The sequence below is a fragment of the Thermus sp. H19.2 genome (assembly GCF_054979525.1).
In genome coordinates, this window is the sequence record NZ_CM143429.1 from 1,121,074 (window position 1) to 1,144,067 (window position 22,994).

Below are 22,994 nucleotides of genomic sequence, written 5' to 3' on the forward strand. Positions count from 1 at the left end.
AATCTTCACCCCCTCCTGTCAGGCGCGCGTCAGCTGCCGATAGTAGAGGGCCACCAGGGCCAGGGTGAAGAGGAGGAGCAGGTAGCCCATGGCGCTCGCCCCTGAAAGGTCCAGGCCCAGGAAGGCCTTACGGTAGATGTAGTAGCTCACCAGGTCGGTGGCGGTACCGGGGCCTCCCCGGGTGAGCACATAGACCAGATCGTAGGTGCGCACCTCGGCCACGGTCTGGAGCACCAGGAGCACCCCGAGGACGGGAAGAAGTAGAGGGAAGGTCACCCGCCAGAAGGCCTGCCAGGGCGTGGCCCCGTCCACGTAGGCTGCCTCCAAAGGCTCCTTGGGCAGGTTCCTCAGGCCCGCAAGGAGGACGAGGGCAGCGAAGGAAACCTGTTGCCAGACGTCCACCAGGGCCAGGGTGAGGAGGGCGTAGCGGGCATCCCCCAGGAAGTCCCGCCCCCCGAAGAGGTAGGCCAGGACGCCCAGCTCGGGGTGGAGGATCATCTTCCAGATGAGCCCTACCCCCACCGGGGCGATGAGCATGGGGAGGCTCACGGCGAAGTAGTGGAAGGCCTGGAAGGGGAGGCGCTGGTGCAGAAGGACGGCGAGGAGGAGGCCCAAGGCCAAGGTAAGCCCCACGGTGAGGACCACGTAGAGCGCGGTGAGGCCCAAGGCGGAGAGGAAGTAAGGGTCCTGGAAAGCGTCCAGGTACCGCTGGAGGCCCACGAAGGCCGCCTCCCGCCTCAAGAAGGTGTAGTCCGTGAGGGAGAGGCGCAAGGCGTAGAGGAGGGGCAGGCCCACCACCCCCAGGAGGAGGAGAAGCCCCGGAAGAGCGAGGAGGAGGCCTGTCCCCTGTCCTCTCACCGCAAAAGCCCCGCCTTCCTAAGGAGGTCCTCCAGGCCCTTGGCCGCATCCTGGAGAGCCTGCTTCACGGGCTTTTGCCCCGAGGCCGCCAGGCTGATCTCCCGGCCCACCACGTCCTCCATCTCCGCGGTGTAGGCGAAAATGGGCACCTTCTTGGCCCCGGCGATGACGTGCTCCGCCTCCTTGTAGTAGGGGTACTTCCTCAGCACCTCGGGGTCCTGGAAGGCGTCCTTGCGGGTGGGGGCGTGGCCTCTAAGGGCCCGCTCCTTCACGATGGGCTTGGACTCCACCCAGCTGATGAAGCGCCAGGCCGCCTCCTTTTGGGCGCTGTTCTTGGGGATGGCCCAGCCCCAACCCCCGTTCACCCCGGCCCCGCCCGGCATGGGGCTTAAGGCCACCTTGCCCGCCACCTTGGGGCACTGCTTGGGGTCGTCCAGCTGGGGGAGCATCCACCAGTAGGTGATCATGCTGAAGGCCCCGCCCTGGCACATGACCCGGAAGGTGTCGTCCAGGTTGGCGTTCAAAGCACCCTTCTGGGCCCCTTGGCGGAGGTTGCGCACGTAGAGGGTGAGGGCCTTTTCCCCCTGGGGGCTATTCAGGGTCACCCGCCAGCTCTTGTCCACGTAGTCCCCTCCAGCGGCGAAGAGGTAGTTGGAGAACTCCATGAAGTTGGGGTCCCCCCGCTGCCCCTGCATGGCCGCCCCCGCTACCCCGGCGTTTTTGGCCATGAAGAGGGAAAGGTCCACGTACTCCTCCAGGGTCTTGGGAAGGGCCAAGGCCCGGCGGTACTGGGCCCGGAACTTCTCTTGGAGGTCCTTCCGGGCTAGGAGGTCCTTGCGGTAGATGAGGCCCATGGCGTAGTTGTACATGGGGATCATGTAGAGGGTCCCCCGGTAGTAGCCCACCAGGTCCAGCATGGAGGGGAAATAGGGGGAGAGGTCAAACCCGCTCCGCTTCACGTAGGGCTCCAGGGGTTCAAGCCACCCCGCCGCCGGGAACTCCCCCGCCCAGAGGAAGTCCACCTGCAGGAAGTCGTAGGCGCTTTGGGGGGCGAGGAGCTGGGCCACCAGCTTGTCGTGCATGGCGGAGTACTGGACCTTCTCAAACTCCACCCGGATGCCCGTCTCCCTTTCAAACTGGGGGAGGAGCTCCTCGATGATCCGGGTCTCGGGCACGTCCTCCATGAGGGCCCGGAGGACCACCCCCTGGGCCAGGGAGAGGCCCAGGGCCACCAAAACCGCAAGAAGCCGCTTCACTGCCATCACCTCCTTTACTTCACCGCCCCCAGGGTGAGACCCTCCACCAGGTACCGGTCCACCGTGCGGGCGAGAAGGGCCACGGGAAGCACCGAGAGCACCACCCCCGCCGCCACCTGAGCGAAGAGGACCCCCCGCTGGGTGACGAGGGTGGAAAGGGCCACGGGGATGGTCTGGGTCTCCCGCCCGGAGAGGAGGAGGGCGAAGAGGAACTCGTTCCAGGAGAGGAGGAACCCCAAGACCCCGGCGGCGAAGAGTCCGGGGGCCGATAGGGGCAGGACCACCCGGAAGAAGGCGGAAAGGGGAGTGGCCCCGTCCACCTGGGCGGCCTCCTCCAGCTCCCGGGGGAACCCCTGGAAGAAGCCCATGAGAAGCCAGGCCATGAAGGGAAGGGCGAAGGCCAGGTAGGCCAAGACCAAGGCCGCCAGGGTGCCCGCCAGGGCAAGCTCCCGAAAGAGGGCAAAGAGGGGCAGGGCCAGGACGACGGGGGGAAGCATCTGGGTAGCCAGGACGGCGAAGCGAAGCCCATGCCCCCCCAGGCGGTAACGGGCGAGGGCATACCCCAGCCCCGCCGCCAGGGGCAGGCCCAGGAGGACCACCAGGGAGGCCACCAGGAAGCTGTTGCGGAAAGCGCGTCCCAAAGGACCCTCCAGGACCCTGGTGAAGTTCTCCAGGGTCCAGGGGCCGAAGGCGGGGGGAAGGGCGTAGGCCAGCCCCTCGGGGAGGAGGGCGCTTCGCAGGGTCCAGAGGAGGGGGAGGAGGAAGGCCAAGGAGAAGGCAAAGAGCAGGGCGCTCGCCAAAAAGCGGAGCCCCCTAGAAGATCCAGGCGCCACCGTTCACCTCCAGGGCCTCCCCGGTGATGAAGTCGGAGTCCGGCCCCGCCAGGAAGGCCACCACCCCCGCCACGTCCTCCGGGGTCTCCAGCCGCCCCAAGGGGGTTTGACGCACATAATCTTCCAGGACCTCCTCGAGGGTCAGGCCCCGCAAGGCTGCCTCCCACCTCACCTCCCGCTCCTGCATGGAGGTCCGGACGAACCCGGGGTTCACCGCGTTCACCGTGATGCGGTAAGGAGCGAGCTCCTTGGCCGCCGCCTGCACCAGGCCCAAGACGGCGAACTTGCTGGCGGAGTAGTGGGCAAGAAGGGGAGCGGCCTGGCGGGCGGCCATGGAGGCGGTGGCGACGATCTTGCCCCGAAGCTCCCGGCCCGGCATGAGGTCCTGGCGCACCATGGCCCGGGCGAAGGTCTGCAGGGTGAGGAAGGTGCCCTTGGCGTTCACCCGGAAGTTGAAGTCCCACTCCTCCTCCGTGAGGTCTAGGAAGCGGTTCATGGTGGACACGCCGGCGTTGGCCACCAGGACGTCCAGCCGCCCGTCCTCGGCGTAGACCCGCTCCCGGGCGGCCTCCAGGGCCTTTCGGTCTGTCACGTCCAGCCCCAGGTGGGGCATGCCGAGGGGCTCGGCCACCTTCCGGGCCGCCTCCGGGTCCAGGTCCGTAACCCAGACCCTGAAGCCGTCCCGGGCGAGCCTTTCGGCGATGGCCCGGCCGATCCCCGTTCCCGCTCCCGTCACCAAGGCGTTAGGCATAACCACCTCTGAGCCTGGGGTAAAGGTCCTTCAGGCGCAGGTAGACCTCCCGGTAGAGGGGATAGAGGGCCCGGTAGGCGGGCACCCACCCGGGCTCGGGCTCCGTCACCCCCGCCACCTCCCGCTTGAGGTCCCTAAACCCCCAAAGCCCCACGGCCACCCCTGCCAGGAAGGCCACCCCGTAGGCGCTTCCCCTCTCGCCCCCCAGAAGGTGCTCCACCGGGGCCTCGAGGACGCTGGCCAAGATCCTCCGCCAAAGGGGGCTCCTTGCCCCGCCGTCCACGGCGAAGTACCGGTCCACCCGGTACCCCCTCCCCCCCAGCACCTCCACGTGGTGCCGGTAGGCGTAGGCCACCCCTTCCAAAAGGGCCCGCCAGAGGTGGGCGGGGGTGTGGCTTAAGGTAAGGCCCACCACGGTGCCCCGGGCCTCCGGGTCGTGGATAGGGGTCTTCTCCCCCAAGAAGTAGGGGAGGACCAAAAGCCCCTCGCTCCCCGCAGGCAGGGCCTCGGCCTCCCGGTCCAGCTCGGGGAAGCCCGCCCCGGGGCGGAAGGCGTCCCGGAACCAGCGGAGGAGGCTTCCCGTGGTGGCCATGCACCCGTTGAGGACGTAAAGACCGGGAACATCGTGGAAGTCGATGAAGAGCTCCGGCACGGGGTCAAAGCGCTCCACGGCGTAGAGGAAGTCCCCGGCCCCCCCGAGCTTCAGCACCGCCTCCCCCGGGGAAAGGAGCCCGGCGGCCAGGGCGGCGGCGATGTGGTCGGCGCTCCCCGCCACCACGGGAAGCCCCTGGGGAAGCCCCGTGGCCAAGGAGGCCTCCGGGGTTAGCCCCCCCACCACCTCCGTGGGCCAGCGCACCGGCCCGAAGAGGTCCTCCGGGACCCCCAGCGCATCCAGCACCTCCTTGAGCCAGGCCCCCTCCCTAGGGTCCCAAAGCCCCGACTCCAGGGCCCAGTTCGCCTCCTGGTAGCGGACGCCCGTGAGGCGGAAGGCCACGTGCTCATAGGAGCCCGAGACCCAGCGTACCCGCGCCCACACCTCCGGGAGGTGGCGGCGGAACCAGAGGAGCTTGGGGGCCACCACCTGCTGGTTCCAGGTGGCCCCGGTGCGGGCGAAGAGCCAGTCGTCTCCGAAGCGCTCCCTGAGCTCCCGGATCTCCTCTACCGCACGGGCGTCGTTCTGGAGGGGGGCGGGGGCGAGGGGCCTGCCCTCCCCGTCGTGGAGGACCACTGCGGGGACCATCCCCGAGACCCCCAGGGCCCGCACCCCCTTGGGGTCCAGGCCCATGAGGACCTCCCGGATACCCTCCACCGCCCCCCGCCACCAGGCCTCGGGGTCCTCCTCGGCGAAGCCTGGGTGGGGGGTAAGGAGGGGGTGGGTGCGCTCCGCCGCCCGAAGGAGCCTCGCCTCCTCGTCCAGGAGGAGGACCTTCACCGCGGTGGTGCCCACGTCCACGCCCAGGACCACGCCTACCCCCTTGCGCTACGAACGATTTCCATAAAGCTTCGGGCCCGGTCAGGGTCCACCTCGTTCCAGGTGACCCCGTCCCGTTTAAGGGCCGTGCCCACGATGACCCCGTCCGCCACCTCCAGGATCTCGGCCACCGTCTCGTGGCGCACCCCGGTGTTGGCGAGGACGGGGACCTGGGGCAGGGCTTCCTTCACCGCCCGGAGGTGCTCTAGGGCCACCCCCTCCCCCGTCATGGGACCCGAGACCAAGACGGCGTCCGCCAGGCTGGAGAAGACGGCGCTTTTTGCCCGCTCGGGAAGGGGCCTCCCGTCCAGGGGGGAGGCGAACTCGGCGGAAACGTTGTAGAGGAGGAAGAGGTCGTCCCGCAGAAGGCGCTTCCGGTAGCGCAGGGCCTCGGCCGCCCTCCCTTCCCAAAGCCCCATGTCCGAGCCGTAAAGCCCGGTGAAGATCTCCCGGGCGAACCGGGCCCCGGTGGCCGCCGCCAGGGCCATGGTGGCCAGGGGGTCCCAGAGGACGTCCACCCCGAAGGGCACCCGGAGGAGGGGCTTAAGCCGCCCGATGACGTAGGCCATGGCGGCCACGCTGGCCCGGTCCACGGAGAGCTCGTAGGGGCGGTCGTTCTCGTTGCCGAACATCACCGCCTCCACCCCGGCCTCCTGCAGGGCCAGGAGGTCCTTTCGGGCCGCCTCCACGATGGCCTCCAGGTCCCCGTCGTAAAGGGGGGTACCCGGGAGGGCCTTCAGGTGCACCATGGCGATGACGGGCTTCCTGCCGAAAAGGGCCTCAAAACGCTCCATCCACCACCTCCACCCTCACCCGCTCCCGGAGGGCAGGCTCCTTCAGGTCGGTGATCACCAGGTCCAGGGCCCCCAGGGGGGCCACGAAGGCCGGGGCCCTCTTCCCCCATTTGCTCCCGTCGGTGAGGAGGACGGTCTTTCGGCTCACCTCCACGGCCTTCCGCTTGACCGCCGCCTCCTCAAAGGTGTGGTTGGTGACCCCTTCCAGGTCAAAGGCGTCCGCCCCCAAGAAGAAAAGGTCGGCCCGCACCCGGGCCAAAAGCTCCTCTGCCCAGGAGCCCACCAGGCTGAAGAAACCGTTGCGCACGCTTCCCCCAGGCAAGAGGACCTCCGTCCGCCCTTGGGCCAGGGCCTGGGCCACGGGGAGGTCCAGGGCCACCACCCGGATGGGCCTCCCCGCCAGGAGACGGGCCAGGGCCAAGGCGGTGGTCCCCGAGTCCAGGACCACGGTGGCCCCATCGGGCACCAGAAGGGCCGCCCTCTTGGCGATGGCCTCCTTGGCCCTCTGGTTCCGCTGGAGCTTCTCGGCGTAAGGGGGTTCGGCTTCCGGAAGCAGGGCCCCCCCGTGTTCCCGCCGGAGGAGGCCCCTCTGGGCCAAAAGGGCCAGGTCCCGGCGCACCGTGGCCTCGGAAACCCCCAGGTGCTCCGCAAGCTCCCGGGTGCTGAGGGCCCCGTGGTTCCTAAGGAGGGCGAGAAGCCGATCCCTTCGCTCGGCCGCCAGAGGCATGGTTGCTCATATTTAAGCGATTTTGAGCGAAGTTGTCAAGGGCCGCCCTCAGGGGTAGAATCCCTCCATGCGCCTTATCGGCGTGGCCACCCAGCGCAAGGCCCTCGAGGGCCGATCCTCCTTTGGCCTCTGGGAAGCCTACCTCGAGGCCCTAACCTCCCAGGGCTTGGCCTACGTCCTGATTCCCCCTCAGCCCGAAACCGCCCTAGAGAGGCTCCTTCGGCACCTGGACGGAATCCTCCTGCCGGGAGGCGGGGACGTGGACCCCGCCCTCTACGGGGAGGAGCCCCTCCCCGAGCTTGGGGAAGTGGACCCGAAGCGGGACGGTCTCGAGGTCTTCCTGGCCCGCTACGCTGCGGAAAGAGGGCTTCCCCTCCTCGGGGTGTGCCGGGGAGTCCAGGTCCTCAACGTGGCCCTGGGAGGAAGCCTCCACCAGGACCTGGGCCGGGCGGGCTTTCCCCTGCAACACTACCAGAAAAGCCCCCCCGCCTGGGGAGCCCTGGGGCACGGGGTAGAGCTCGTGGGGGAAAGCCCCTTGGGCCACCTATTTCCCCCCCGCTTCCGGGTCAACTCCTACCACCACCAGGGCCTGAAGGCCCTGGGGAAGGGCCTTAGGCCCGCGGCCCTGGCCAAAGACGGCCTGGTGGAGGCCGTGGTCCTGGAGGGCCACCCCCTCTACCTGGGGGTGCAGTGGCATCCGGAGCTTCTGGTGGCCCACTGGCCCCTCTTCGGCCTCTTCAAGACGGTCTAGCCCTCCTCCGCCCACAGGGCCTCCAGGGGCTCCCTCCTCCGCAGGACCTCCCACCCTTCCCCTGTCCAGAGGAGCTCCAGGGGCCGGGGGGTATCCAGGTAGGTGAGGGCCATGCTGGAACCGTAGGCCCCGGCCTCGAGGACCGCCACCGCGTCCCCCTCCTTGGGCCTGGGCAGGCGCACCCCCCGGGCGAGCACGTCCCCCGCCTCGCAGGCGGGGCCCGCCAGGTCGTAGACCTCCTCCTCCCCCCCCTCGTAGAGGGGCAGGACGGGGTGAACCGCCCCGTAGAGGGCAGGGCGGAGGAGGCTGGTCATCCCCGCCTCCAGGAGGAGGTAGTTCCGCCGGGTGCGCTTCCGGCCCACCACCCGGGCCACCAACACCCCGGCCTCGGCCACCAGGTAGCGGCCGGGCTCCAGGAAGACCTCCGCCCCGTAAAGCCCGGCCAGGGCCTCCACGGGCTCCCGTAGGGCCTCGAGGTCCAGCCCAAGCCCAAACCCGCCCCCGAGGTCCAGAACCTCCATGGGGCCTACCCTGGGGAAGAGCGCCTCCAGCACCCGGTACCCCGCGAGAAAGTCCCCGGGGTCCTCCAGCTTGGAGCCCAGGTGCAGGTGGAGGCCGAGTACCCTGAGGCCCCGTTCTCGGGCGAGGGCAACCAACTCCGGCACCCCCTCCGGCAGAACCCCGAACTGGCTCTCCCCCCTCCCCGTGGCCAGGTGGGGGTGGGTGGCCACGGGAAGATCCGGGTTTACCCGGAGAAGGACCCTGGCCCCCGGAAGAAGACGGGCCACCCGCAGGAGGTCCTCCTCCGAGTCCAGGACCACCCAGGGAGGCCGCTCCTTCAGGGCCCAAAGGGCCTCCTCTGTCTTCACGGGGCCGTTCCACAGGACCTCCTCGGGGGCGAAGCCCGCCCGGTAGGCCCTCTGGACCTCCCCTAAGGAGACCGCCTCGGCCCCGAAGCCCAGGACGCGCAGGCGGCGGAGGAGGCCCAGGCGGGGGTTGGCCTTCAGGGCGTAGAAGAAGCGGGCTTTGGGAAAGGCTCGCCTGAGCCTCTCCACTTGCTCCCGGATCCGGCTCCAGTCGTAGGCGTAGAAGGGAGTGGGGTAAAGGGCGAGGGCTTCCTTTAAAGCTCGGAGAAAACCAGGGTTGAGGGCAGGCACGGCATACCCCTTTCGCAGGCTCAACGTCCCCTAGGGTCCAGCACGTCCCGGAGCCCGTCCCCCAGGAGGTTGAAGGCCAAGACGGTGAGGAGGATGGCCACCGCCGGGGCCGTGGCCGCCCAGGGGGCCTCGGCCATGTAGTTGCGGGTCTCGGCCACCATGGCCCCCCACTCCGGGGTGGGGGGCTGGGCCCCGAAGCCGATAAAGGAAAGCCCCGCCGCCGTGAGGATAGCCCCGCCCACCTCGTAGCTCGCCTGCACCAGCACGGGGGTGAGGCTGTTGGGAAGGAGGTGGCGTAGGAGAATCCTGCCCCACCCCGCCCCCAAGGCCCGCGCCGCCTCCACGAACTCCCGTTCCCTCAGGGCCAGGACCTGGGCCCGCACCAGCCTGGCGTAGATGGGCCAGGTGACCAGGGCCACGGCCAAGACGGTGTTCGTTAGGTTAGGCCCCAGGGCGGCGGCGATGGCCATGGCCAGGATCAGGGACGGAAAGGCGAAGAAGATGTCGGTGAGGCGCATGAGGAGGTTGTCCCAGCCCCCCCCGAGCCCCCCGGCCAGGAGGCCCACCCCCACCCCGATGGCCGAGGCCAGGAGGACCACCCCGAACCCCACCCCCAGGCTGATCCGGGCCCCGTGGACCACCCGGGCCAGGACGTCCCGGCCCAGCTGGTCGGTGCCCAGGGGGTGGGCGGGACTTGGGGGCTTCAGCCTTTCCAGGAGGTTCTGCTCCAAGGGGTCCCCCACCAGGGCGGGCCCCAAGGCCGCCACCAGGAAAAGCCCGGCGAGGAGGAGGAGGCCCAAAACCGCCCCGGGGTTGCGGAGGAAGCGGCGGAGGAGCTTAGGCATAGCGGATCCTCGGGTCCAAGAGAGCGTAGAGGAGGTCCACCAGCAGGTTCAAGAGGGAGTAGACCACCCCCACCAGGAGGGTGACCCCCATGACGGCGGGAAAGTCCAGGCTGGTGGCGGACTGGGTCACGTAGCGGCCGAGGCCGGGCCAGGAGAAGATGGTCTCCGTGAGGACCGCCCCGGAGAGGAGGCTTCCAAGAAGCCCCCCAAGAAGGGTAAGCACGGGCAGGGCGGCGTTCTTGAGGGCGTGGCGCAGGACCACCTGCCCCTCGGAAAGCCCCTTGGCCCAGGCGGTGCGGATGTAGTCCTGGGAGAGGACCTCCAGCATGGCCGCCCGCACCATGCGGGCGAGGAGGGCTGCCGAGGCCGAGCCCAGCACCAGGGCGGGGAGGACCAGGTGGGCCAGGGCGTCCCGAAAGGCCACCCAGTCCCCCGCCAGGAGGGCGTCCAGGCTCACCACGCCCGTGATCCTAGGGGGAGGCAGGAGGAAGGGGTCCAGCCGTCCGGGGCCCGGCAGCAGGCCCAGCCTGCGGTGGAGGAGGTCCAAGAGGAGGATGGCCAGGAAGAAGACGGGGGTAGAGCCGAGAAGAAGGGCGAAGAGGCGCACCAGGAGGTCGGGGGGGCGGTTTTGCCGGAGGGCCGCCCATATCCCCGCGGGAAGGCCCAGGAGAAGGGCCACCAAGAAGGCGCTCAAGGCGAGCTCCAAGGTGGCGGGAAAGAACTCCATGAGGTCCTCGGCCACGGGCCTTCCCGTGCGCAAGGAGCGGCCTAGGTCCAGCTCTAGAAGGCGCTTCAGGTAGAGGCCGTACTGGACCAGGAGGGGCCGGTCCAGGCCGTAGCGCTCCCGGAACTCCCGGATCTGCTCCTCGCGGGCGTTCTCCCCCAGGGCGGCCACGGCGGGGTCTATGGGGATCACCTGGGAGACGAAGAAGGTGACGAAGGTGATCCCCAGGCCCACCAGGAGCACGTAGGCGAGGCGCTTGAGGAGGTAGGAGGCCATGGGGAGGGCCTGGAAAAGGGAGCTACGGTTGCTTGCTCACCTGCCACAGGGGGGAGGACATCATGGGGTTCTTGAGGAACCCTTCCACCTTGGCGGAGAGGGCGATGGGCTGGGCCGGCTGGTAGAGGACGGCGTAAGGCCCCTGGTGGAGCACCCGCTCGGTGAGGACCTTGTAAAGGGCCTTGCGCTTATTAGTGTCCGCCTCCAAGGCCGCCTGCCGGGCGAGACGGGCGGCCACCTCGTCCTGGTAGCTGTTCCGCCAGGCCAAGGAGCGGGCGCCATAGTCCGCCCAAGGGGTGGCGTTCCCGTCGGGGTCAGGGAAGTCGGGGCTCCAGCCCGCCAGGACCATCTGGTGGTTCTGGGCCCGGTAGGTGGCGAGGAGCTCGGCGTTGGCGATGGCCCGGATCCGGGCCCTCAAGCCCGCCTTGGCCATGTCCGCCTGAAGCTTGGCGGCCACGTCGGGGCAGGGTACCCCGCCGCCGCAGATCCCGGTGCTCACCAGAAGCTCAAACTCCAGCCCCTGGGGGTAGCCCGCCTCGGCCAGGAGCTTCCTGGCCCGGGCAGGGTCGTAGGCGTAGGGGGTGGCGGGGTTGTAGCCCAGAAGCCCCTTGGGGATGAAGGTCTGGATCTTGAGGGCGTTCCCCTGGAGGAGGCCCTGGATGAGCTCGTCTTGGTTCACCGCATAGCGCACCGCCTCCCGCACCTTGGGGTTGGCGAAGGGGCTTCCCGGTTTCATGTTCATGCCCAGGTACTGGAGCCTCAGGGTTTCCGCCCGCAGGACTTTAAAGCGGGGGTTGGCGGCGATGGCCCTCAGGGCCTCGGGGGTAAGCCCCTCGGCGATATCGATCTCCCCGGACTCCAAGGCGGTGCGGAGCACGGCGGGCTCCTGGATGTAGCGCAGGATGACCCGCTGGACCTTGGGCTTGACGCGGGCGTAGGGGTTGGCCTCGAGGATCACCTGGCTCCCCCGGTCCCAGCGCACCAGGCGGTAGGGCCCAGACCCCGCCGAGTTGTTGCTCAAGAAGTCCTTGCCGTAGTCGCCCCCCTTGGCGTTCCTCTGCGCCTCCTCCGAGTCCACCACCCCGCCGATGGTGAAGGTGAGGATGGAGAGGAAGGACTGGGGCGAAGCGCTCTTGGGAAGGCGCACCTCCACGGTGTAGGGGTCCAGAGCCCGGTAGGCCCCCGGCTTGAGCCCGGCGATCTCGGTGTAGAGGAAGGAACCGGGGCCCTTCAGGGCCAAGGCGCGGTCAAAGCTAAAGACCACGTCCTTGGCCGTGACTTCCCGGCCCGTGGAGAAGCGGCTCCCCTTGCGCAAGGTGAAGGTGAGGACCCACTCGTCCTTGCCCCGCTCCACCTTCCAGCTTTCCGCAAGCCCCGGGCGGAGGGTGGAGAGGTCGTTCCCCTCAAAGCGCACCAGGGTCTCGTAGAGGTTGTCGGCGATCAAGACCCCGCTGAACTCGTAGACCACCTGGGGGTCCAGGGTGATGAGGTCGGTGAAGTCCCCGCCGTAGACCAGGACCTGGGTCCGGTCTTGGGCGTAGCCCATAGCCGCCAAAACCGTAAGTACCAGCCAAAACCCGCGCTTCATTCCTTGACCTCCTTGTACCGCCCCATTCTAACCTTTCAGGCTGCCCAGGGTAAGCCCCTGGATGAAGTAGCGCTGGGCCAGGAGGAAGACCAGGATGGGGGGAAGGGTGCCCAGGGTGAGGCCCGCCATGAGCACCGTCCACTCGGTGGAGAACTGGTTCTGGAAAACCGCCAGCCCCACGGTAAGGGGGCGCATTTCCAGGGAGTGGGTGACGATCAGGGGCCAGAGAAAGCTGTTCCACCCCGCCAGGAAGGTGAAGGTGCCCAGGGTGGCCAAGGCGGGGGCCGCCAAAGGCAGGGCCACCTTCCAGTAGACCTGCCAGGGGGTGGCCCCGTCCACGATGGCCGCCTCCTCCAGCTCCCGGGGAAGCTGCAGGAAGTGCTGGCGCATGAGGAAGATGGCGAAGGCGTCAAAGAGCCCCGGGAGGACGAGGGCGTAATAGGTGTCCACCCACCCCAGGTTCCGCATGAGGATGAAAAGGGGAATGATGAGGACGTGCACGGGGATCATCAGGGTGGCGAGGAAGAGGAGGAAGAGGGCTCCTTGCCCGGGAAAGCGGAAGCGGGCGAAGGCGTAGCCCGCCATGGCCCCGCTGGTGAGGTTAAGGAAGGCAAGCCCTAGGGCCACCAGGAGAGAGTTCAGGTACCAGCGGCCGAAGGGGACGGCGGTGAGCACCCTCTGGTAGTTCTCCAGGTGAAGCTCCCGGGGCCACACCTCCACGGGCAGGTCAAAGACCGCCCCCGGGGCCTTGAGGCTGGTGAAGACCATCCAGAAGAAGGGGACGAGCATGGTGAGCCCCCCCAGGAGGAGAAGTAGATAGACTAGAGCGTCCCAGAGCTTGCCCAAAAGCTTCTTCACGCTTCCTCCAGAACCCAGCGGCGCCTCAGGACCCACTGCAGGTAGGTGAGGGCGAAGAGGATGAGGAAGAGGACCCAGGCGATGGCCGAGGCGTACCCCATCTCAAAGGGAAAAGTCCCAAAAGCCTTCCGGTAAAGGTAGAGCATGAGGACGTTGGTGCTGTCCAAGGGGCCCCCCCCGGTCATGGTGTAGACCAGGCCGAAGACCTGGAAGCCCCCGATCATGGCGAGAAGGGCGTTGAGGAAGACCGTGGGAGAAAGGAGGGGGAGGACCACGTAGAAGAAGCGCTGGAGGCCATTCGCCCCATCCAGGCTCGCCGCCTCCAGGTACTCCCGGTTGATATTTTGCAACCCTGCCAGGAAGATCAGCATCCTGAGGCCCACCCCCGCCCAGACCGAGGCCAGGATGACCCCCCACATGGCCCAATTGGGGTCGGAAAGCCAGCCGGGGCCCTCCCGGGCCAGCCAGGCCAAAAAGGCGGGAGGCTCGGCCCCGAAGAGGCGCCATAAGGCGGAAAGCTTCTCCCCCACGAAGCGGAGAAAGAGGTTCACGGGGCCCACCGTGGGGTTCAAGACCCAGCGCCACAGGAGCCCCACCGCCACCACGCTGGTCACCGTGGGCAGGAGGTAAAGGGTGCGGAGCACCTTCACCCCCCGCCAAGGCCGGTTGAGGCCCAGGGCGAGGAGCAGGGCGAGGACCATTTCCAAGGGCACCGCCACCCCCACGTAAAAGAGGGTGTTCCAGAAGGCCTTGCGAAAGACGGGGTCCTCTAGAAGGCGGCGGTAGTTTTCCAGGCCTACCCACTTCTCCTGGAAGGTCATTAGGGTAAGGAGCCTGAGCCCGTCGTAGTCCACGAAGGAAAGGAGGAGGCTGGTGAGGATAGGCCCCAGGTTAAAGGCCAGGAAGCCCGCCAGAGAGGGCAGGAGGAAAAGGAGAGGAAAGCGGTGGTAGATGCGCACGGGGCCTCCTGGCCTCCTAGGCTAGCGCTTCCTGGCCGCCTGGACCTCGTCCAGGATCTTCTGCACCTGTGGGGCCACGCCGTCCAGAGCGGCCTTCAGGTCGGCCTTGCCCTGCCAGACGGGCTCCAAGGCCTTGTTGATGAGCTGCAGGGCTTCGTTCCACCGCTCAAAGGTCTCCGTGGGCCGGGCGGTGCGGTTCACCGTGAGGAAGTGCTGTTGGTTCTTGGGAGGCGGGGGAACGAAGAAGTCCTTGAGGCCTTGAATGCTCTTTTCCACGTTCCTCACGTCCACCCCCCGAGCCGGGATGATGAGGCCCGTCTTGGTGAAGATCCGGCTCGCCTCGGGGCCTGCCAGGAAGGCGAGGAGCTTCCAGGCGGCCTCGGGGTTCTTGGTGCCCGCGGCCATCACCCAACCAGAGCCGTCTATGTCCACGATGCTCCCCGCCTTGCCCCGGGGGAAGGGAACCACGTCGAAGTCAAACTTGGCCCGGGCCTTCAGGGTAGGCACCCGCCAGCGGCCGTCCACGATCATGCCCGTCTGGCCGTTGAGGAACATGGTAAAGGCCCCCCGGTCCTGGGCTTCCTCGGGGGTGGGGGCCACGTGGTGCTTGTAGCGGAGGTCCAGGTAGAACTGGAGGCCCTCCAGGGAAGCGGGGCCATTCAGGAGGAACTTGCTGTGGTCGGGGCTGTAGAAGCGTCCCCCCGCCGACCAGACCCAAGGCTGCCAGAAGAGGTAGAAGGTCTGGAAAGAAACCCCCCACTGGACCCGGCGGCCGTCCTTTTCCAGGGTCAGGGCCTTGGCGTAGCGCAGGAAGTCCTCCCAGGTCCAGTCGGGCTTGGGGTCGGGGAGGCCTGCCTTGCGCAGGAGGTCGCGGTTGTAGAAGACCACCAGGTTAGAGACGTCCCGAGGCAGACCGTACTGGGCCCCTTCCCACTGGAAAGCCTTGAGGATGCCCGGGAAGATGTCCCCCGTGGGGTAGCGGTCCCGCTTCAGGAAGGGGTCCAGAGGCTTCAGGACCCCCCTCGAGGCCATCCCGGGGAAGTCTATGTTGTTGAGGAAGAAGACGTCCGGCGGGGTCCCGGCGGCCATCATGGCGGTGATCTTGGCCAGGTACTCGTTGGAGGGGATGTTGATGTACTCCACCTGGATCCCCGGATTCCTCTCCTGGAAAAGGCGCAGGACCTGCTGGTAGGCCTGGATCTCCTCCTGGCTTCCCCAGCTGGCCAGGACCAGCTTCTGGGCCGAAGCCAGACCCAAAAGGAGCAACAGGGCACCGAACAGCTTTCTCATGGCTCACCTCCAAACACCCATTGCCCGGTGGGGGTGTACACCCCCGCCAGGGCTTCCAACGCGGCCCGCACCTGGACCGCGCGGTAGCCGTGGGTCGCCAGGTAGCCTTGGGGCCTCCCCTCCAGGTGGCGGAGGTCGTCGGGGTTGCCCAAGGCCACGAGGAAAAGGGGCTTGCCCAGAGCCAGAAGAGCCCGCTAAAGGGCCTTCTGGCCTTCCTTGAAGGCCCCAAGCCAGTGGAAGGTGGAGAGGACCACCCGCTCCGCTCCCTTGGCCTCGGCCACCGCCCGGGCCACCTCCTGGGGAGAAGGGTCCTCGGAAAGGACCAGGCCCCGGCTTCCCCGGAGGTAGATGGGGGCCAGGTCCGCCAAGGTGGGCTCCGCCCCGTAGCGGTCCGTGACCTCGAGGCCCACCACCAGGGTCCCCGGGCCCGGGATGGGCAAGGGCCCGAAGAGGTGGACCACCCCCCGGCGGGCGGCCTCCAGGGCCAAGGCCTCCTCCTCCTTAGGGCCGAAGGGGCACTCCCCTCTTTGGGCCAAGAGGGCCAGGGCCCGCCTTTTGGCCTCCTCCGGCCGGGACCTGGGGATCTCCTTGCCCAGAGCTTTCTGCAAACGGGTGTGGACCTCGAGGATGGCCCCCTCGTCGGGCTCCAAAAGGAGGAGGTCCGCCCCCGCGCGCACCGCCAGGAGGGCGGCCTCGGGAGCCCCGTAGTTCCGCTTGATGGCCCCCATGGCCATGTCGTCGGTAAGGATCGCCCCCTTAAACCTCATCTCCCTTCGCAAAAGCCCCGTCAGGATGCCCTCCGAGAGGGTGGCGGGGAGCTTCGGGTCCAAGGCGGGAAAGAGAATGTGGGCGGTCATGAGGGCGGGCATCCCCGCGGCCACGTAGCGACGGAAGGGAAGGAGCTCCACCCTTTCCAGGGCATCCCGGGGCTTGTCCACCCGAGGAAGGTCCAGGTGGGAGTCGGTGGCGGTGTCCCCGTGGCCCGGGAAGTGCTTGCCCACGGGCCTGGCCCCCGAGCGCAGGACCCCCCGGGCGAAGGCCAGGCCTAGGCGGGCCACCCGCTCGGGGTCAGCCCCGAAGGAACGGAGGCCGATGATGGGGTTTTGCGGGTTGACGTTCACGTCCAAAACCGGGGCCAGGTTCACGTCCGCTCCCAGGCGGCGCACCTGGCACCCCAGGGCCCAGCCCACCCGCTCCACCAAGGCCTCGTCTCCGCTGGCCGAAAGGGCCATGGCCGAGGGGAAGCGCACCACCCCCTCCCGGTAGGAGGTGAAGGGTCCCCCCTCCTGGTCCACGAAGAGCACCAGCTTGGGGTCAAAGGCCTTGAGGCGGCGGACCAGGCCCTCCGGGTCTTGGCGCAGGTTGGAGGGGTAGAGGATCACCCCGGCGGGACGGACCCGCCTTAGGAGGTCCCAGGGGGGCTCGCTTCCCTTGAAGCTCACCACCAGGAAGCTCCCCGCCTGCGCCGCCGCCACCCCGAGTCCCAGGACCATGGCCAAAAGCCTCACCTCCCCACCTCCTTGAGCGCCTCCCGGACCCCCCTCTCCTCCAGGAGGGCTTCCGCCCTTTCCGGGGAAAGCCCCAAGGCCACCAGGGCGGCGAGGGCGGGTTCGGGGTGGACCCGGAGGAGGTCCATGGCCTCCCTCTCCCCTACCCCGGCCATTTCCTCCACCATGGCGGCGCCCCGCCTTAGGAGCTTGGCGTTGCCCACCCGCATCCGGGCCATGCGGTTCCCGTAGACCCGGCCCAAGAGGACCATGACCAAGGTGGAGAAGAGGTTCAAGGCCGCTTTCTGGGCCGTCCCCGCCCCCAAGCGGGTGCTCCCCGCCACCACCTCGGGGCCCGTGTCCAGGAGGACCGGGTGGTGGGCCTCCTCTAAAAGGGGGGCACCGGGGACGTTGGCCAGGGCCACGGTGAGGGCCCCCACCCCCTTCGCCCCCCGCAGGGCCCCCAGGGTAAAGGGGGTGGCACCGCTGGCCGCCACCGCCACCAGGACGTCTTCCGGGGCAAGGGCCCGCCCCTGGGCGAGGCCCTCCTCCAGGTCGTCCTCCGCCCCTTCCGCCGCCTTCAGAAAGGCCCCTTCCCCTCCCGCCAGGAGGAAACGCACCCTGGAGAAGCCGAAGGTGGGCCAGAGCTCTACCCCGTCCAGAACGGCCAACCTGCCGCTGGTCCCCGCCCCGGCGTAGACCAGGTGCCCCCCTTCCCTAAGCCTTCCCGCCGCAGCCAAAGCGGCTTGCTCCAGGGCGGGCAGGGCGGCCTTCAGGGCGGAGAGGGCCCGGAGCTGTCCCTCGTAGAGGACCTCCAAAACCTCCCTAGGAGGCCAGAGGTCCAGGTCCCGGTAGCGCTTGGCCACGTCCTCCGTCATGCCACCTCCGCGGCCAGGGCGTTGGCCACCGCCCGGCGCAGGGGAGCGATGGAGGGGCGGTGGCGGGTGGGGTGGACGGCGTTGGTGAGGAGGGCCCAGGCGTAGCCCCGGAGAGGGTCCACCCACACCCCCACCCCGGTGAAGCCCGTGTGCCCAAAGGCCCGCTCCGAAGCGAGGCTTCCCCCGTGCCAGCCCGGGCGCTTCCGCTCCCAAGAAAGGAGCCTCTCCCCGTGGGGACGGAGCATCTCCTCCAAGGCCGCCCGGGAAAGCCAGCGCCCCTCCAGGATGGCCAGGAGCTCCTCCAGCACCCCCTCCAGGGTGCCGAAGAGGCCCGCATGCCCCGCCGCGCCCCCCAGGGCGAAGGCGTTCTCGTCGTGGACCTCCCCCCTGAGCACCTTTTCCCGCCAGGGGCACTTCTCGGTGGCGGCGGTGCGCTCCGGAGGAGGGCTAAAGGTGAGGCCGGGAGGGAGGGGGAAGTCCTTTAGGGGCCTGCCCCGCACCCTTTCCAAAAGGATGCCGAGGAGCATGTAGCCGATATCAGAATAGGCGGGCTCCCCAAGGGGCCAAGGGTGCTGGAGGAGACGGGCCTTTAGGGCCTCGCCCAAGCCCCAGGTGTAGACCGCCTCCCAGGCGGGAAGTCCCGAGGTGTGGGCCAGAAGCTCCCGCACGGTCTTGGCCTTCAGGGGGTGGTCCTTGAGCCAGAGGAGCTCGGGAAGGTGCTGCCCAAGGGGATCGTCTAGGTCCAGGAGACCTTCCTCCACCGCCTTCAGGGTCTCCTTGAGGGTGAAGAGGGGCTTGGTGAGGCTGGCCAGGTCAAAGTAGAAGCCGGCCTCGAGGGGCACGGGCTCGGGCACGAGCTGGGCGAAGCCCAGGTGGAAGCTCTCCCGGCGCCCGTCGGCGTGGACCACGCCGAAGGCCGCCCCGGGCACCACGCCCCGGGCCACCGCCTCCTCCAGGATGCCCCTGGCCCGCATGCCCCTGAGTTTAAACTGGTAGGGGATTGGTAGGCAAGTGGTATGCTTAGGGGGATGGCCCCGGGGGAAGGGGGACCCAAGTACCTGGCCCTGGCGGAGCGGCTCAAGCTCGCCCTTCTTAGGGGGGAGTACGGCTCAAGCCTTCCCCCGGAGCGGGCCTTGGCCCAGGGCCTTGGGGTTTCCCGGGACACCCTGCGCCGCGCCTTGGACCTGCTTGCGGAGGAGGGGCTTCTTGTGCGCAGGCGGGGAAGCGGCACCTACGTGGCCCGGCGGGCCACCTTCCGGGCCAAGCTCCTCGGCTTCAGCGAGGAGATGCGCGCCCTGGGGCTTACCCCCGCCACCCGCCTCCTCCGGTGGGAAAAGGGCCCGGCCACGGCAGAGGAGGCCTTTCACCTCCGCCTCTCCCCCGGGGAAAAGGTCTTGCGCCTGGAACGCCTCCGGATCGCCGATGGGGAGCCCATGGCCCTGGAGCGGGCCACCCTCCCCGCCTGGGCCCTGGAGGGACCGCCGGAAGGCTCCTTGTACCGGGCCCTCGAGGCCAAGGGTCTCCGCCCGGCCCGAGCCCTCCAGCGCCTCCGGGCCGTGGCCGCTCGGGAGGAGGACCGGCTTTTAGGGGTGGAACCGGGAAGCCCTCTCCTCTATCTGGAAAGGGTGAGCTTCCTCCCAGATGGTAGCCCTATTGAGTTCGTGAAGAGCCGCTACCGGGGGGACCGGTACGAGCTTCTGGTGGAGCTCCTATGAGGGTTCTGGGGATCATGTCCGGCACCAGCGCCGACGGGGCCGACCTGGTCCTGGCGGAGTTCTTTGGGGGACCCAAGGACCTCCGGCACCGGGTCTTAGCCCACCGAGAGGTGCCCTACCCGGAGGACCTCAGACGGCGTGTCCTGGGGGCCATGCGGGAGGCCTCTACCCGGGAGGTGGCCCTTCTGCACCACGACCTGGGCCGCTTCTACGCCGAGGCCGCCCTCCCCTTCCGGGGGGAGGCGGAACTGGTGGGCCTCTCGGGGCAGACCCTCTGGCACGAGCCCCCCCGGGCCACCTTCCAGATCGGAGAGGCGAGCTACCTGGCCCAGGCCCTAGGGGTACCGGTGGTCTTCGGCTTCCGAGCGGTGGACCTGGCGGCGGGAGGAGAGGGGGCCCCCTTGGTGGCTTACCCGGACCTCCTCCTCTTCGGGGAGGAGGGGCTTTTCCAAAGCGTCCACAACCTGGGAGGGATCTCCAACCTCACCGCCTTCCGGGGCCGCGACCCCAACACCCTCTTGGCCCTGGACACCGGCCCTGGGGTCTGCCTTTTTGACGAGGCGGCCCAAGGGCTCGGCCTCTCCCCGGAAAAGGCCGTGGACCTGGCGGAAAGGGGCAGGGTGGAGGAGGAGGCCCTGGCCCTCTGGCTCCAACACCCTTATTTCCAAAGACCCCCGCCCAAGACCACGGGGCGCGAGGTGTGGCGCCTCCAGGCCCTCCCCCGCCTTCCCGGGGACCCCGCCACCCTCCTCAAGACCCTCCTGGCCTTCACCGCGCGGAGCATCGTCCTGGCTTACCACCGCTTCGTGGGCCCCGTGGACCGGGTCCTCCTGGCGGGGGGCGGGGCCCGGAACCGGGTGCTGGTGGCCCTCCTAAAGGAAGCCCTGCCCGTGGAGGTCATGGAGAACCCCAAGGTGCGGGAGCCCTTGGCCTTCGCCCTCCTGGCCTACCTCCACGCCCGGGGGGAGGCGAACGTCCTGGGCCGGGCCACAGGGGGGAGGGACGTGCGGGCGGGGCAGGTGGTGGAGCCCTTCTGAAGGAGGAAGCATGGTGCTGGAAGGAAGGATCCTGACCGAAAGGGGCTTCGTGGAAGGAAGGCTCTTCTTCTCCGAGCGGATAGAGGCCCTCGAGGAGACCAGGGTGGAAGGCCCCTATATCCTCCCCGGCTTCCTAGACCTGCACGTCCACGGGGGCCTAGGGGCGGACGCCATGGAGGGGAAGGAGGCCGTGCTCAGGATGGCCCGCCTCCACCTTCAGCGGGGCACCACGGGCCTCCTCCCCACCACCGTCACTGCGCCCCCGGAGGCCATAGAAAAGGCCCTTCGGGGCATCGGCGAGGCCATGGCGGAATGCGAGGCCCTCCTGGGCGCCCACCTGGAAGGCCCCTTCATCAGCCCCAAGCGCCTCGGGGCCCAGCCCCCCTTCCCCCGGCTCCCCGACCCGCACCTCGCGGAGAGGTGGCTTTCCCTGGCCCCCGTCCGGGTGGTCACCCTGGCCCCCGAGCTCCCGGGGGCCTTGGAGCTGGTGCGCCTTTTGGCCGAGCGGGGGGTGCGGGTCCAGATGGGCCACACCGCCGCAAGTTACGCCGAGGCCCTGGCCGCCCTGGAGGCGGGGGCGGTGGGCTTCACCCACCTCTACAACGCCATGACCCCCCTCCACCACCGCGCCCCAGGGGTGGTGGGCCTGGCCCTGGAGCGAGGCCTTTGGGCCGAGCTCATCCCGGACGGCCTCCACGTCCACCCCGCCGCCCTGCGCCTAGCCTTAAAGAGCATCCCCGGCCTCTATTTCGTCACCGACGCCGTGGCGGCGGCGGGGATGCCGGACGGGGTCTACCCCTTGGGGGCCCACCGGGTGGAGAAGCGGGGGGAGGGGGTGTGGCTCGGGGAGAGCCTGGCGGGGAGCGCCCTCACCATGGACCAGGCCCTCCGCAACCTGGTGGCCTTCGGGCTTTCCCTCGAGGAGGCCGCAAGGAGGCTTTCCACCCTCCCCGCCCGCTACCTGGGCCTTTCCGACCGGGGGGAGATCGCCCCCGGCAAGCGGGCCGACCTGGTGGTGCTTGACGAGGGCCTCCGGGTGGAAGCCGTCTACCTGGGGGGCAGGCGGGCGGCCCCTGCGCTCCTTGAAGAGAGCACCAAGCAAAGGCGGGAAGGCTCCTAAGTACCCCGCCGCGGCGGGGACCCCAAAAGAGCCTCATCCCAGCCCTGGTCCGGGCAACCCATGTTGCGAAACGGACGTGCGGGCATTTAGCCCTCGAGGCCCACCTGGGCTTCGGCGAGCTTCAGCACCGCCGTCCAGTCCTCCTCCCCCATCCCCCGGGCCATCCCCTCAAGAAAGCGGTCTAGGAGGAGGTGCCCGAGGGGCAGGGGCGTGTGGGTGGTGTCCGCCGCCTGGTGGATGAGGCGCACGTCCTTAAGCCCCAGGCGCAGGGCGAAACCCGGGGGCGTAAAGCGCCTCTCCAGGAGGATACGGCCGTAGTTCTCGTAAACGGGGGAGCGGAAAAAGGCCCGCACCACCTCGTAAAAGGCCTCCCGCCTCACCCCGTTCCTCTCCACCAGCACGTAGGCCTCGGAGAGGGCCTCGAGCATGCTGGCGATGAGGAAGTTCCCCCCGAGCTTCACCGCGTGGGCCAGGTGGGGGGCGTCCCCCACCTCGTAGACCTCCACCCCCAGGGCCTTCAGGAGGGACCTCGCTTCCTCCACGTCCGAGGGCGCTCCCGCCACCACGATCCTGAGCTCCCCCTTGGCCGCCGCTTCGGGACGGCCGAAGACGGGGGCTGCCAGGTAGCGCCTCCCCGCGCGCCTATGCCGTTCCCAGAGGGCGCGGGAGTAAGGCACCCCCAGGGTGCTCATGGCGATGTGGAGGCCCCCCTGGGGAAGTCCCTCCAGGATCTCCCCTAGAACCGCCTCCGTAGCGACGTCGTCCGCCAGCATGGTGATGACCAGGCCCGTTCCCGCCGCCTCCTTGGGGCTTCCCACCAGGGTGAGGCCCCCCGCCTCCTTGGGCGTGCGGTTCCAGGCCAGGACCTCGTACCCCGCCCGGGCCAAGCTCTTGGCCATGGGCAGGCCCATGCGCCCCAGTCCGACAAAACCTACCCTGCGCATGCCCCCATGCTACCCCAGCCCGGCCTTGGCTTCAGGGGCCATTCCAGATGGCGATGTTGCTCCAGGCAGAGGAAACGTTGAAGGGAAAGGCCAACTCGCTCTTTAGATTAGGAAAATCCCAGACATTGGCGCTCAGGGCGAAGACCCGGGCCCGGTACTCTCCTGGTAAGAGGCCCAGGCTTCCGAGCCCAAGCCTCACCTCGGTGGCCCGGGTGCCCATGAGGGGGTAGAGGGTCTTGGGGGTCCCCGAGCTGTCCAGGAGCCAAAGCTCCAGGTAGTAAACCCGGGCTTCCTCCACGCCCTGCCAGCTCAGGGCAAGCTCCTCCCCGAAGCTCAGGGAGGGGGTGCCCACGGGATCCAGGAGGAAGGCGGGGTCCACCGCCAACTCCCGGGAAACGTAGAGCCCGCCGGGAAAGAGGGCCTCCAAGCGGTACCCCCCCGGCCTCGGCCGAAGAGCGTCCACCCACCAGCCCGAGACGGGCTGGGGACCGAAAAGGGCTTGCACGGGAAAGCTGCGCTGGAGGACCGTCCCCTCCGGCGTGGTCAAGGCCACCGAAACGGTTCCGCTCTTCACGGGAGAAGCGGCCACCGCGAAGGCCAGGCCCTTCTCCCCGGCCCCCTGGTTCCACGTACCCACCGAGCCGACGACGAGACGGGGCACCACGGGTCCCTCGG

Annotated in this window: 24 protein-coding genes; 4 read left to right on the forward strand and 20 right to left on the reverse strand. The window is 68.9% G+C overall.

Features of this window, described 5'->3' with window-relative positions:
* Positions 1-18: 18 nt before the first annotated feature.
* Genes ACY5J6_RS06065 through ACY5J6_RS06095 form a run of 7 tightly spaced genes read right to left on the reverse strand, consistent with a single transcriptional unit; the run spans position 19 to position 6,690 of the window.
* Entirely contained in the window at positions 19-858 is an 840-nt protein-coding gene (locus tag ACY5J6_RS06065; protein WP_462846463.1) for a carbohydrate ABC transporter permease, read from the reverse strand.
* A complete protein-coding gene (locus ACY5J6_RS06070; RefSeq protein ID WP_462846464.1) occupies positions 855-2,120 on the reverse strand; it encodes an extracellular solute-binding protein in 1,266 nt (421 codons plus the stop codon). Before ACY5J6_RS06070 ends, ACY5J6_RS06065 begins: the two co-directional genes overlap by 4 nt.
* An 8-nt stretch (positions 2,121-2,128) precedes the next feature.
* Positions 2,129-2,914 (reverse strand): carbohydrate ABC transporter permease, encoded by a 786-nt coding sequence (locus ACY5J6_RS06075; RefSeq protein WP_462846465.1) that lies wholly within the window; start codon positions 2,912-2,914, stop codon positions 2,129-2,131.
* A 13-nt stretch (positions 2,915-2,927) separates the two neighbouring features.
* The gene (locus ACY5J6_RS06080; RefSeq protein WP_462846466.1) at positions 2,928-3,698 is read right to left on the reverse strand and encodes an SDR family NAD(P)-dependent oxidoreductase; all 771 of its coding nucleotides are present in this window, start codon (positions 3,696-3,698) and stop codon (positions 2,928-2,930) included.
* Positions 3,691-5,163: an FGGY-family carbohydrate kinase gene (locus ACY5J6_RS06085; RefSeq protein ID WP_462846467.1), complete on the reverse strand. Its 1,473-nt coding sequence runs from the start codon at positions 5,161-5,163 to the stop codon at positions 3,691-3,693. Before ACY5J6_RS06085 ends, ACY5J6_RS06080 begins: the two co-directional genes overlap by 8 nt.
* Before the next feature lie 2 nt (positions 5,164-5,165).
* Complete coding sequence (locus tag ACY5J6_RS06090; RefSeq protein WP_462846468.1) at positions 5,166-5,963, reverse strand: BtpA/SgcQ family protein; 798 nt, start codon at positions 5,961-5,963, stop codon at positions 5,166-5,168.
* Entirely contained in the window at positions 5,950-6,690 is a 741-nt protein-coding gene (locus tag ACY5J6_RS06095; RefSeq protein WP_462846469.1) for a DeoR/GlpR family DNA-binding transcription regulator, read from the reverse strand. The genes ACY5J6_RS06090 and ACY5J6_RS06095 overlap by 14 nt, the downstream gene beginning before the upstream one ends.
* A 67-nt stretch (positions 6,691-6,757) precedes the next feature.
* On the opposite strand from ACY5J6_RS06095, the gene ACY5J6_RS06100 reads away from it, so the two are divergent.
* The gene (locus ACY5J6_RS06100; RefSeq protein WP_462846470.1) at positions 6,758-7,441 is read left to right on the forward strand and encodes a gamma-glutamyl-gamma-aminobutyrate hydrolase family protein; all 684 of its coding nucleotides are present in this window, start codon (positions 6,758-6,760) and stop codon (positions 7,439-7,441) included.
* Here the strand turns inward: ACY5J6_RS06100 and lysA are convergent.
* Genes lysA through ACY5J6_RS06155 form a run of 11 tightly spaced genes read right to left on the reverse strand, consistent with a single transcriptional unit; the run spans position 7,438 to position 18,477 of the window.
* Complete coding sequence (lysA, locus tag ACY5J6_RS06105) at positions 7,438-8,598, reverse strand: diaminopimelate decarboxylase (protein ID WP_462846471.1); 1,161 nt, start codon at positions 8,596-8,598, stop codon at positions 7,438-7,440. The two genes, ACY5J6_RS06100 and lysA, sit on opposite strands and share 4 nt — an antisense overlap.
* A 20-nt stretch (positions 8,599-8,618) precedes the next feature.
* On the reverse strand, positions 8,619-9,443 hold the full coding sequence (nikC, locus tag ACY5J6_RS06110; protein ID WP_462846472.1) for a nickel transporter permease: 825 nt from the start codon (positions 9,441-9,443) through the stop codon (positions 8,619-8,621).
* Entirely contained in the window at positions 9,436-10,443 is a 1,008-nt protein-coding gene (locus ACY5J6_RS06115) for an ABC transporter permease (RefSeq protein ID WP_462846473.1), read from the reverse strand. The genes nikC and ACY5J6_RS06115 overlap by 8 nt, the downstream gene beginning before the upstream one ends.
* 22 nt (positions 10,444-10,465) lie before the next feature.
* Positions 10,466-12,031 (reverse strand): ABC transporter substrate-binding protein, encoded by a 1,566-nt coding sequence (locus tag ACY5J6_RS06120; RefSeq protein WP_462844115.1) that lies wholly within the window; start codon positions 12,029-12,031, stop codon positions 10,466-10,468.
* 27 nt (positions 12,032-12,058) lie between these two features.
* On the reverse strand, positions 12,059-12,889 hold the full coding sequence (locus ACY5J6_RS06125; protein ID WP_462844116.1) for a carbohydrate ABC transporter permease: 831 nt from the start codon (positions 12,887-12,889) through the stop codon (positions 12,059-12,061).
* A complete protein-coding gene (locus tag ACY5J6_RS06130; protein WP_462844117.1) occupies positions 12,886-13,848 on the reverse strand; it encodes a carbohydrate ABC transporter permease in 963 nt (320 codons plus the stop codon). The genes ACY5J6_RS06125 and ACY5J6_RS06130 overlap by 4 nt, the downstream gene beginning before the upstream one ends.
* A gap of 21 nt (positions 13,849-13,869) precedes the next feature.
* Complete coding sequence (locus tag ACY5J6_RS06135; protein WP_462844118.1) at positions 13,870-15,138, reverse strand: ABC transporter substrate-binding protein; 1,269 nt, start codon at positions 15,136-15,138, stop codon at positions 13,870-13,872.
* On the reverse strand, positions 15,135-15,290 hold the full coding sequence (locus tag ACY5J6_RS06140) for a hypothetical protein (protein ID WP_462844119.1): 156 nt from the start codon (positions 15,288-15,290) through the stop codon (positions 15,135-15,137). Before ACY5J6_RS06140 ends, ACY5J6_RS06135 begins: the two co-directional genes overlap by 4 nt.
* A 42-nt stretch (positions 15,291-15,332) precedes the next feature.
* Positions 15,333-16,646, reverse strand: a complete 1,314-nt coding sequence (locus ACY5J6_RS06145; RefSeq protein WP_462844120.1) for a glycoside hydrolase family 3 N-terminal domain-containing protein — start codon at positions 16,644-16,646, stop codon at positions 15,333-15,335.
* Positions 16,643-17,503, reverse strand: a complete 861-nt coding sequence (locus ACY5J6_RS06150) for an N-acetylmuramic acid 6-phosphate etherase (protein ID WP_462844121.1) — start codon at positions 17,501-17,503, stop codon at positions 16,643-16,645. Before ACY5J6_RS06150 ends, ACY5J6_RS06145 begins: the two co-directional genes overlap by 4 nt.
* Positions 17,500-18,477 carry a serine hydrolase domain-containing protein gene (locus ACY5J6_RS06155; RefSeq protein ID WP_462844122.1) on the reverse strand — a complete coding sequence of 326 codons (978 nt, stop codon included), beginning with the start codon at positions 18,475-18,477 and terminating at the stop codon, positions 17,500-17,502. Before ACY5J6_RS06155 ends, ACY5J6_RS06150 begins: the two co-directional genes overlap by 4 nt.
* 42 nt (positions 18,478-18,519) lie before the next feature.
* Between ACY5J6_RS06155 and ACY5J6_RS06160 the strand changes: the two genes are divergently transcribed.
* From ACY5J6_RS06160 to nagA, 3 genes are read left to right on the forward strand one after another with little or no spacing between them, the layout of a single operon-like run.
* Positions 18,520-19,218: a GntR family transcriptional regulator gene (locus ACY5J6_RS06160; protein WP_462844123.1), complete on the forward strand. Its 699-nt coding sequence runs from the start codon at positions 18,520-18,522 to the stop codon at positions 19,216-19,218.
* Positions 19,215-20,255 (forward strand): anhydro-N-acetylmuramic acid kinase, encoded by a 1,041-nt coding sequence (locus tag ACY5J6_RS06165; RefSeq protein WP_462844124.1) that lies wholly within the window; start codon positions 19,215-19,217, stop codon positions 20,253-20,255. Before ACY5J6_RS06160 ends, ACY5J6_RS06165 begins: the two co-directional genes overlap by 4 nt.
* A 10-nt stretch (positions 20,256-20,265) precedes the next feature.
* Entirely contained in the window at positions 20,266-21,375 is a 1,110-nt protein-coding gene (gene nagA / locus ACY5J6_RS06170) for an N-acetylglucosamine-6-phosphate deacetylase (RefSeq protein ID WP_462844125.1), read from the forward strand.
* An 86-nt stretch (positions 21,376-21,461) separates the two neighbouring features.
* On the opposite strand, the gene ACY5J6_RS06175 is transcribed toward nagA, so the two are convergent.
* Positions 21,462-22,319, reverse strand: coding sequence for an NAD(P)-dependent oxidoreductase (locus ACY5J6_RS06175; protein WP_462844126.1), 858 nt, complete (start codon positions 22,317-22,319; stop codon positions 21,462-21,464).
* 31 nt (positions 22,320-22,350) lie between these two features.
* Positions 22,351-22,980 carry a hypothetical protein gene (locus ACY5J6_RS06180; RefSeq protein WP_462844127.1) on the reverse strand — a complete coding sequence of 210 codons (630 nt, stop codon included), beginning with the start codon at positions 22,978-22,980 and terminating at the stop codon, positions 22,351-22,353.
* Between the last annotated feature and the right edge of the window lie 14 nt (positions 22,981-22,994).

Coding starts and splice junctions, on each gene's coding strand:
- ACY5J6_RS06070 (WP_462846464.1), bottom strand. CDS start 2,120: ATGGCAGTGAAGCGGCTTCTTGCGGTTTTGGTGGCCCTGGGCCTCTCC.
- ACY5J6_RS06080 (WP_462846466.1), bottom strand. CDS start 3,698: ATGCCTAACGCCTTGGTGACGGGAGCGGGAACGGGGATCGGCCGGGCC.
- ACY5J6_RS06090 (WP_462846468.1), bottom strand. CDS start 5,963: ATGGAGCGTTTTGAGGCCCTTTTCGGCAGGAAGCCCGTCATCGCCATG.
- ACY5J6_RS06095 (WP_462846469.1), bottom strand. CDS start 6,690: ATGCCTCTGGCGGCCGAGCGAAGGGATCGGCTTCTCGCCCTCCTTAGG.
- ACY5J6_RS06100 (WP_462846470.1), top strand. CDS start 6,758: ATGCGCCTTATCGGCGTGGCCACCCAGCGCAAGGCCCTCGAGGGCCGA.
- nikC (WP_462846472.1), bottom strand. CDS start 9,443: ATGCCTAAGCTCCTCCGCCGCTTCCTCCGCAACCCCGGGGCGGTTTTG.
- ACY5J6_RS06115 (WP_462846473.1), bottom strand. CDS start 10,443: ATGGCCTCCTACCTCCTCAAGCGCCTCGCCTACGTGCTCCTGGTGGGC.
- ACY5J6_RS06120 (WP_462844115.1), bottom strand. CDS start 12,031: ATGAAGCGCGGGTTTTGGCTGGTACTTACGGTTTTGGCGGCTATGGGC.
- ACY5J6_RS06135 (WP_462844118.1), bottom strand. CDS start 15,138: ATGAGAAAGCTGTTCGGTGCCCTGTTGCTCCTTTTGGGTCTGGCTTCG.
- ACY5J6_RS06150 (WP_462844121.1), bottom strand. CDS start 17,503: ATGACGGAGGACGTGGCCAAGCGCTACCGGGACCTGGACCTCTGGCCT.
- ACY5J6_RS06155 (WP_462844122.1), bottom strand. CDS start 18,477: ATGCGGGCCAGGGGCATCCTGGAGGAGGCGGTGGCCCGGGGCGTGGTG.
- ACY5J6_RS06160 (WP_462844123.1), top strand. CDS start 18,520: ATGCTTAGGGGGATGGCCCCGGGGGAAGGGGGACCCAAGTACCTGGCC.
- ACY5J6_RS06165 (WP_462844124.1), top strand. CDS start 19,215: ATGAGGGTTCTGGGGATCATGTCCGGCACCAGCGCCGACGGGGCCGAC.
- nagA (WP_462844125.1), top strand. CDS start 20,266: ATGGTGCTGGAAGGAAGGATCCTGACCGAAAGGGGCTTCGTGGAAGGA.
- ACY5J6_RS06175 (WP_462844126.1), bottom strand. CDS start 22,319: ATGCGCAGGGTAGGTTTTGTCGGACTGGGGCGCATGGGCCTGCCCATG.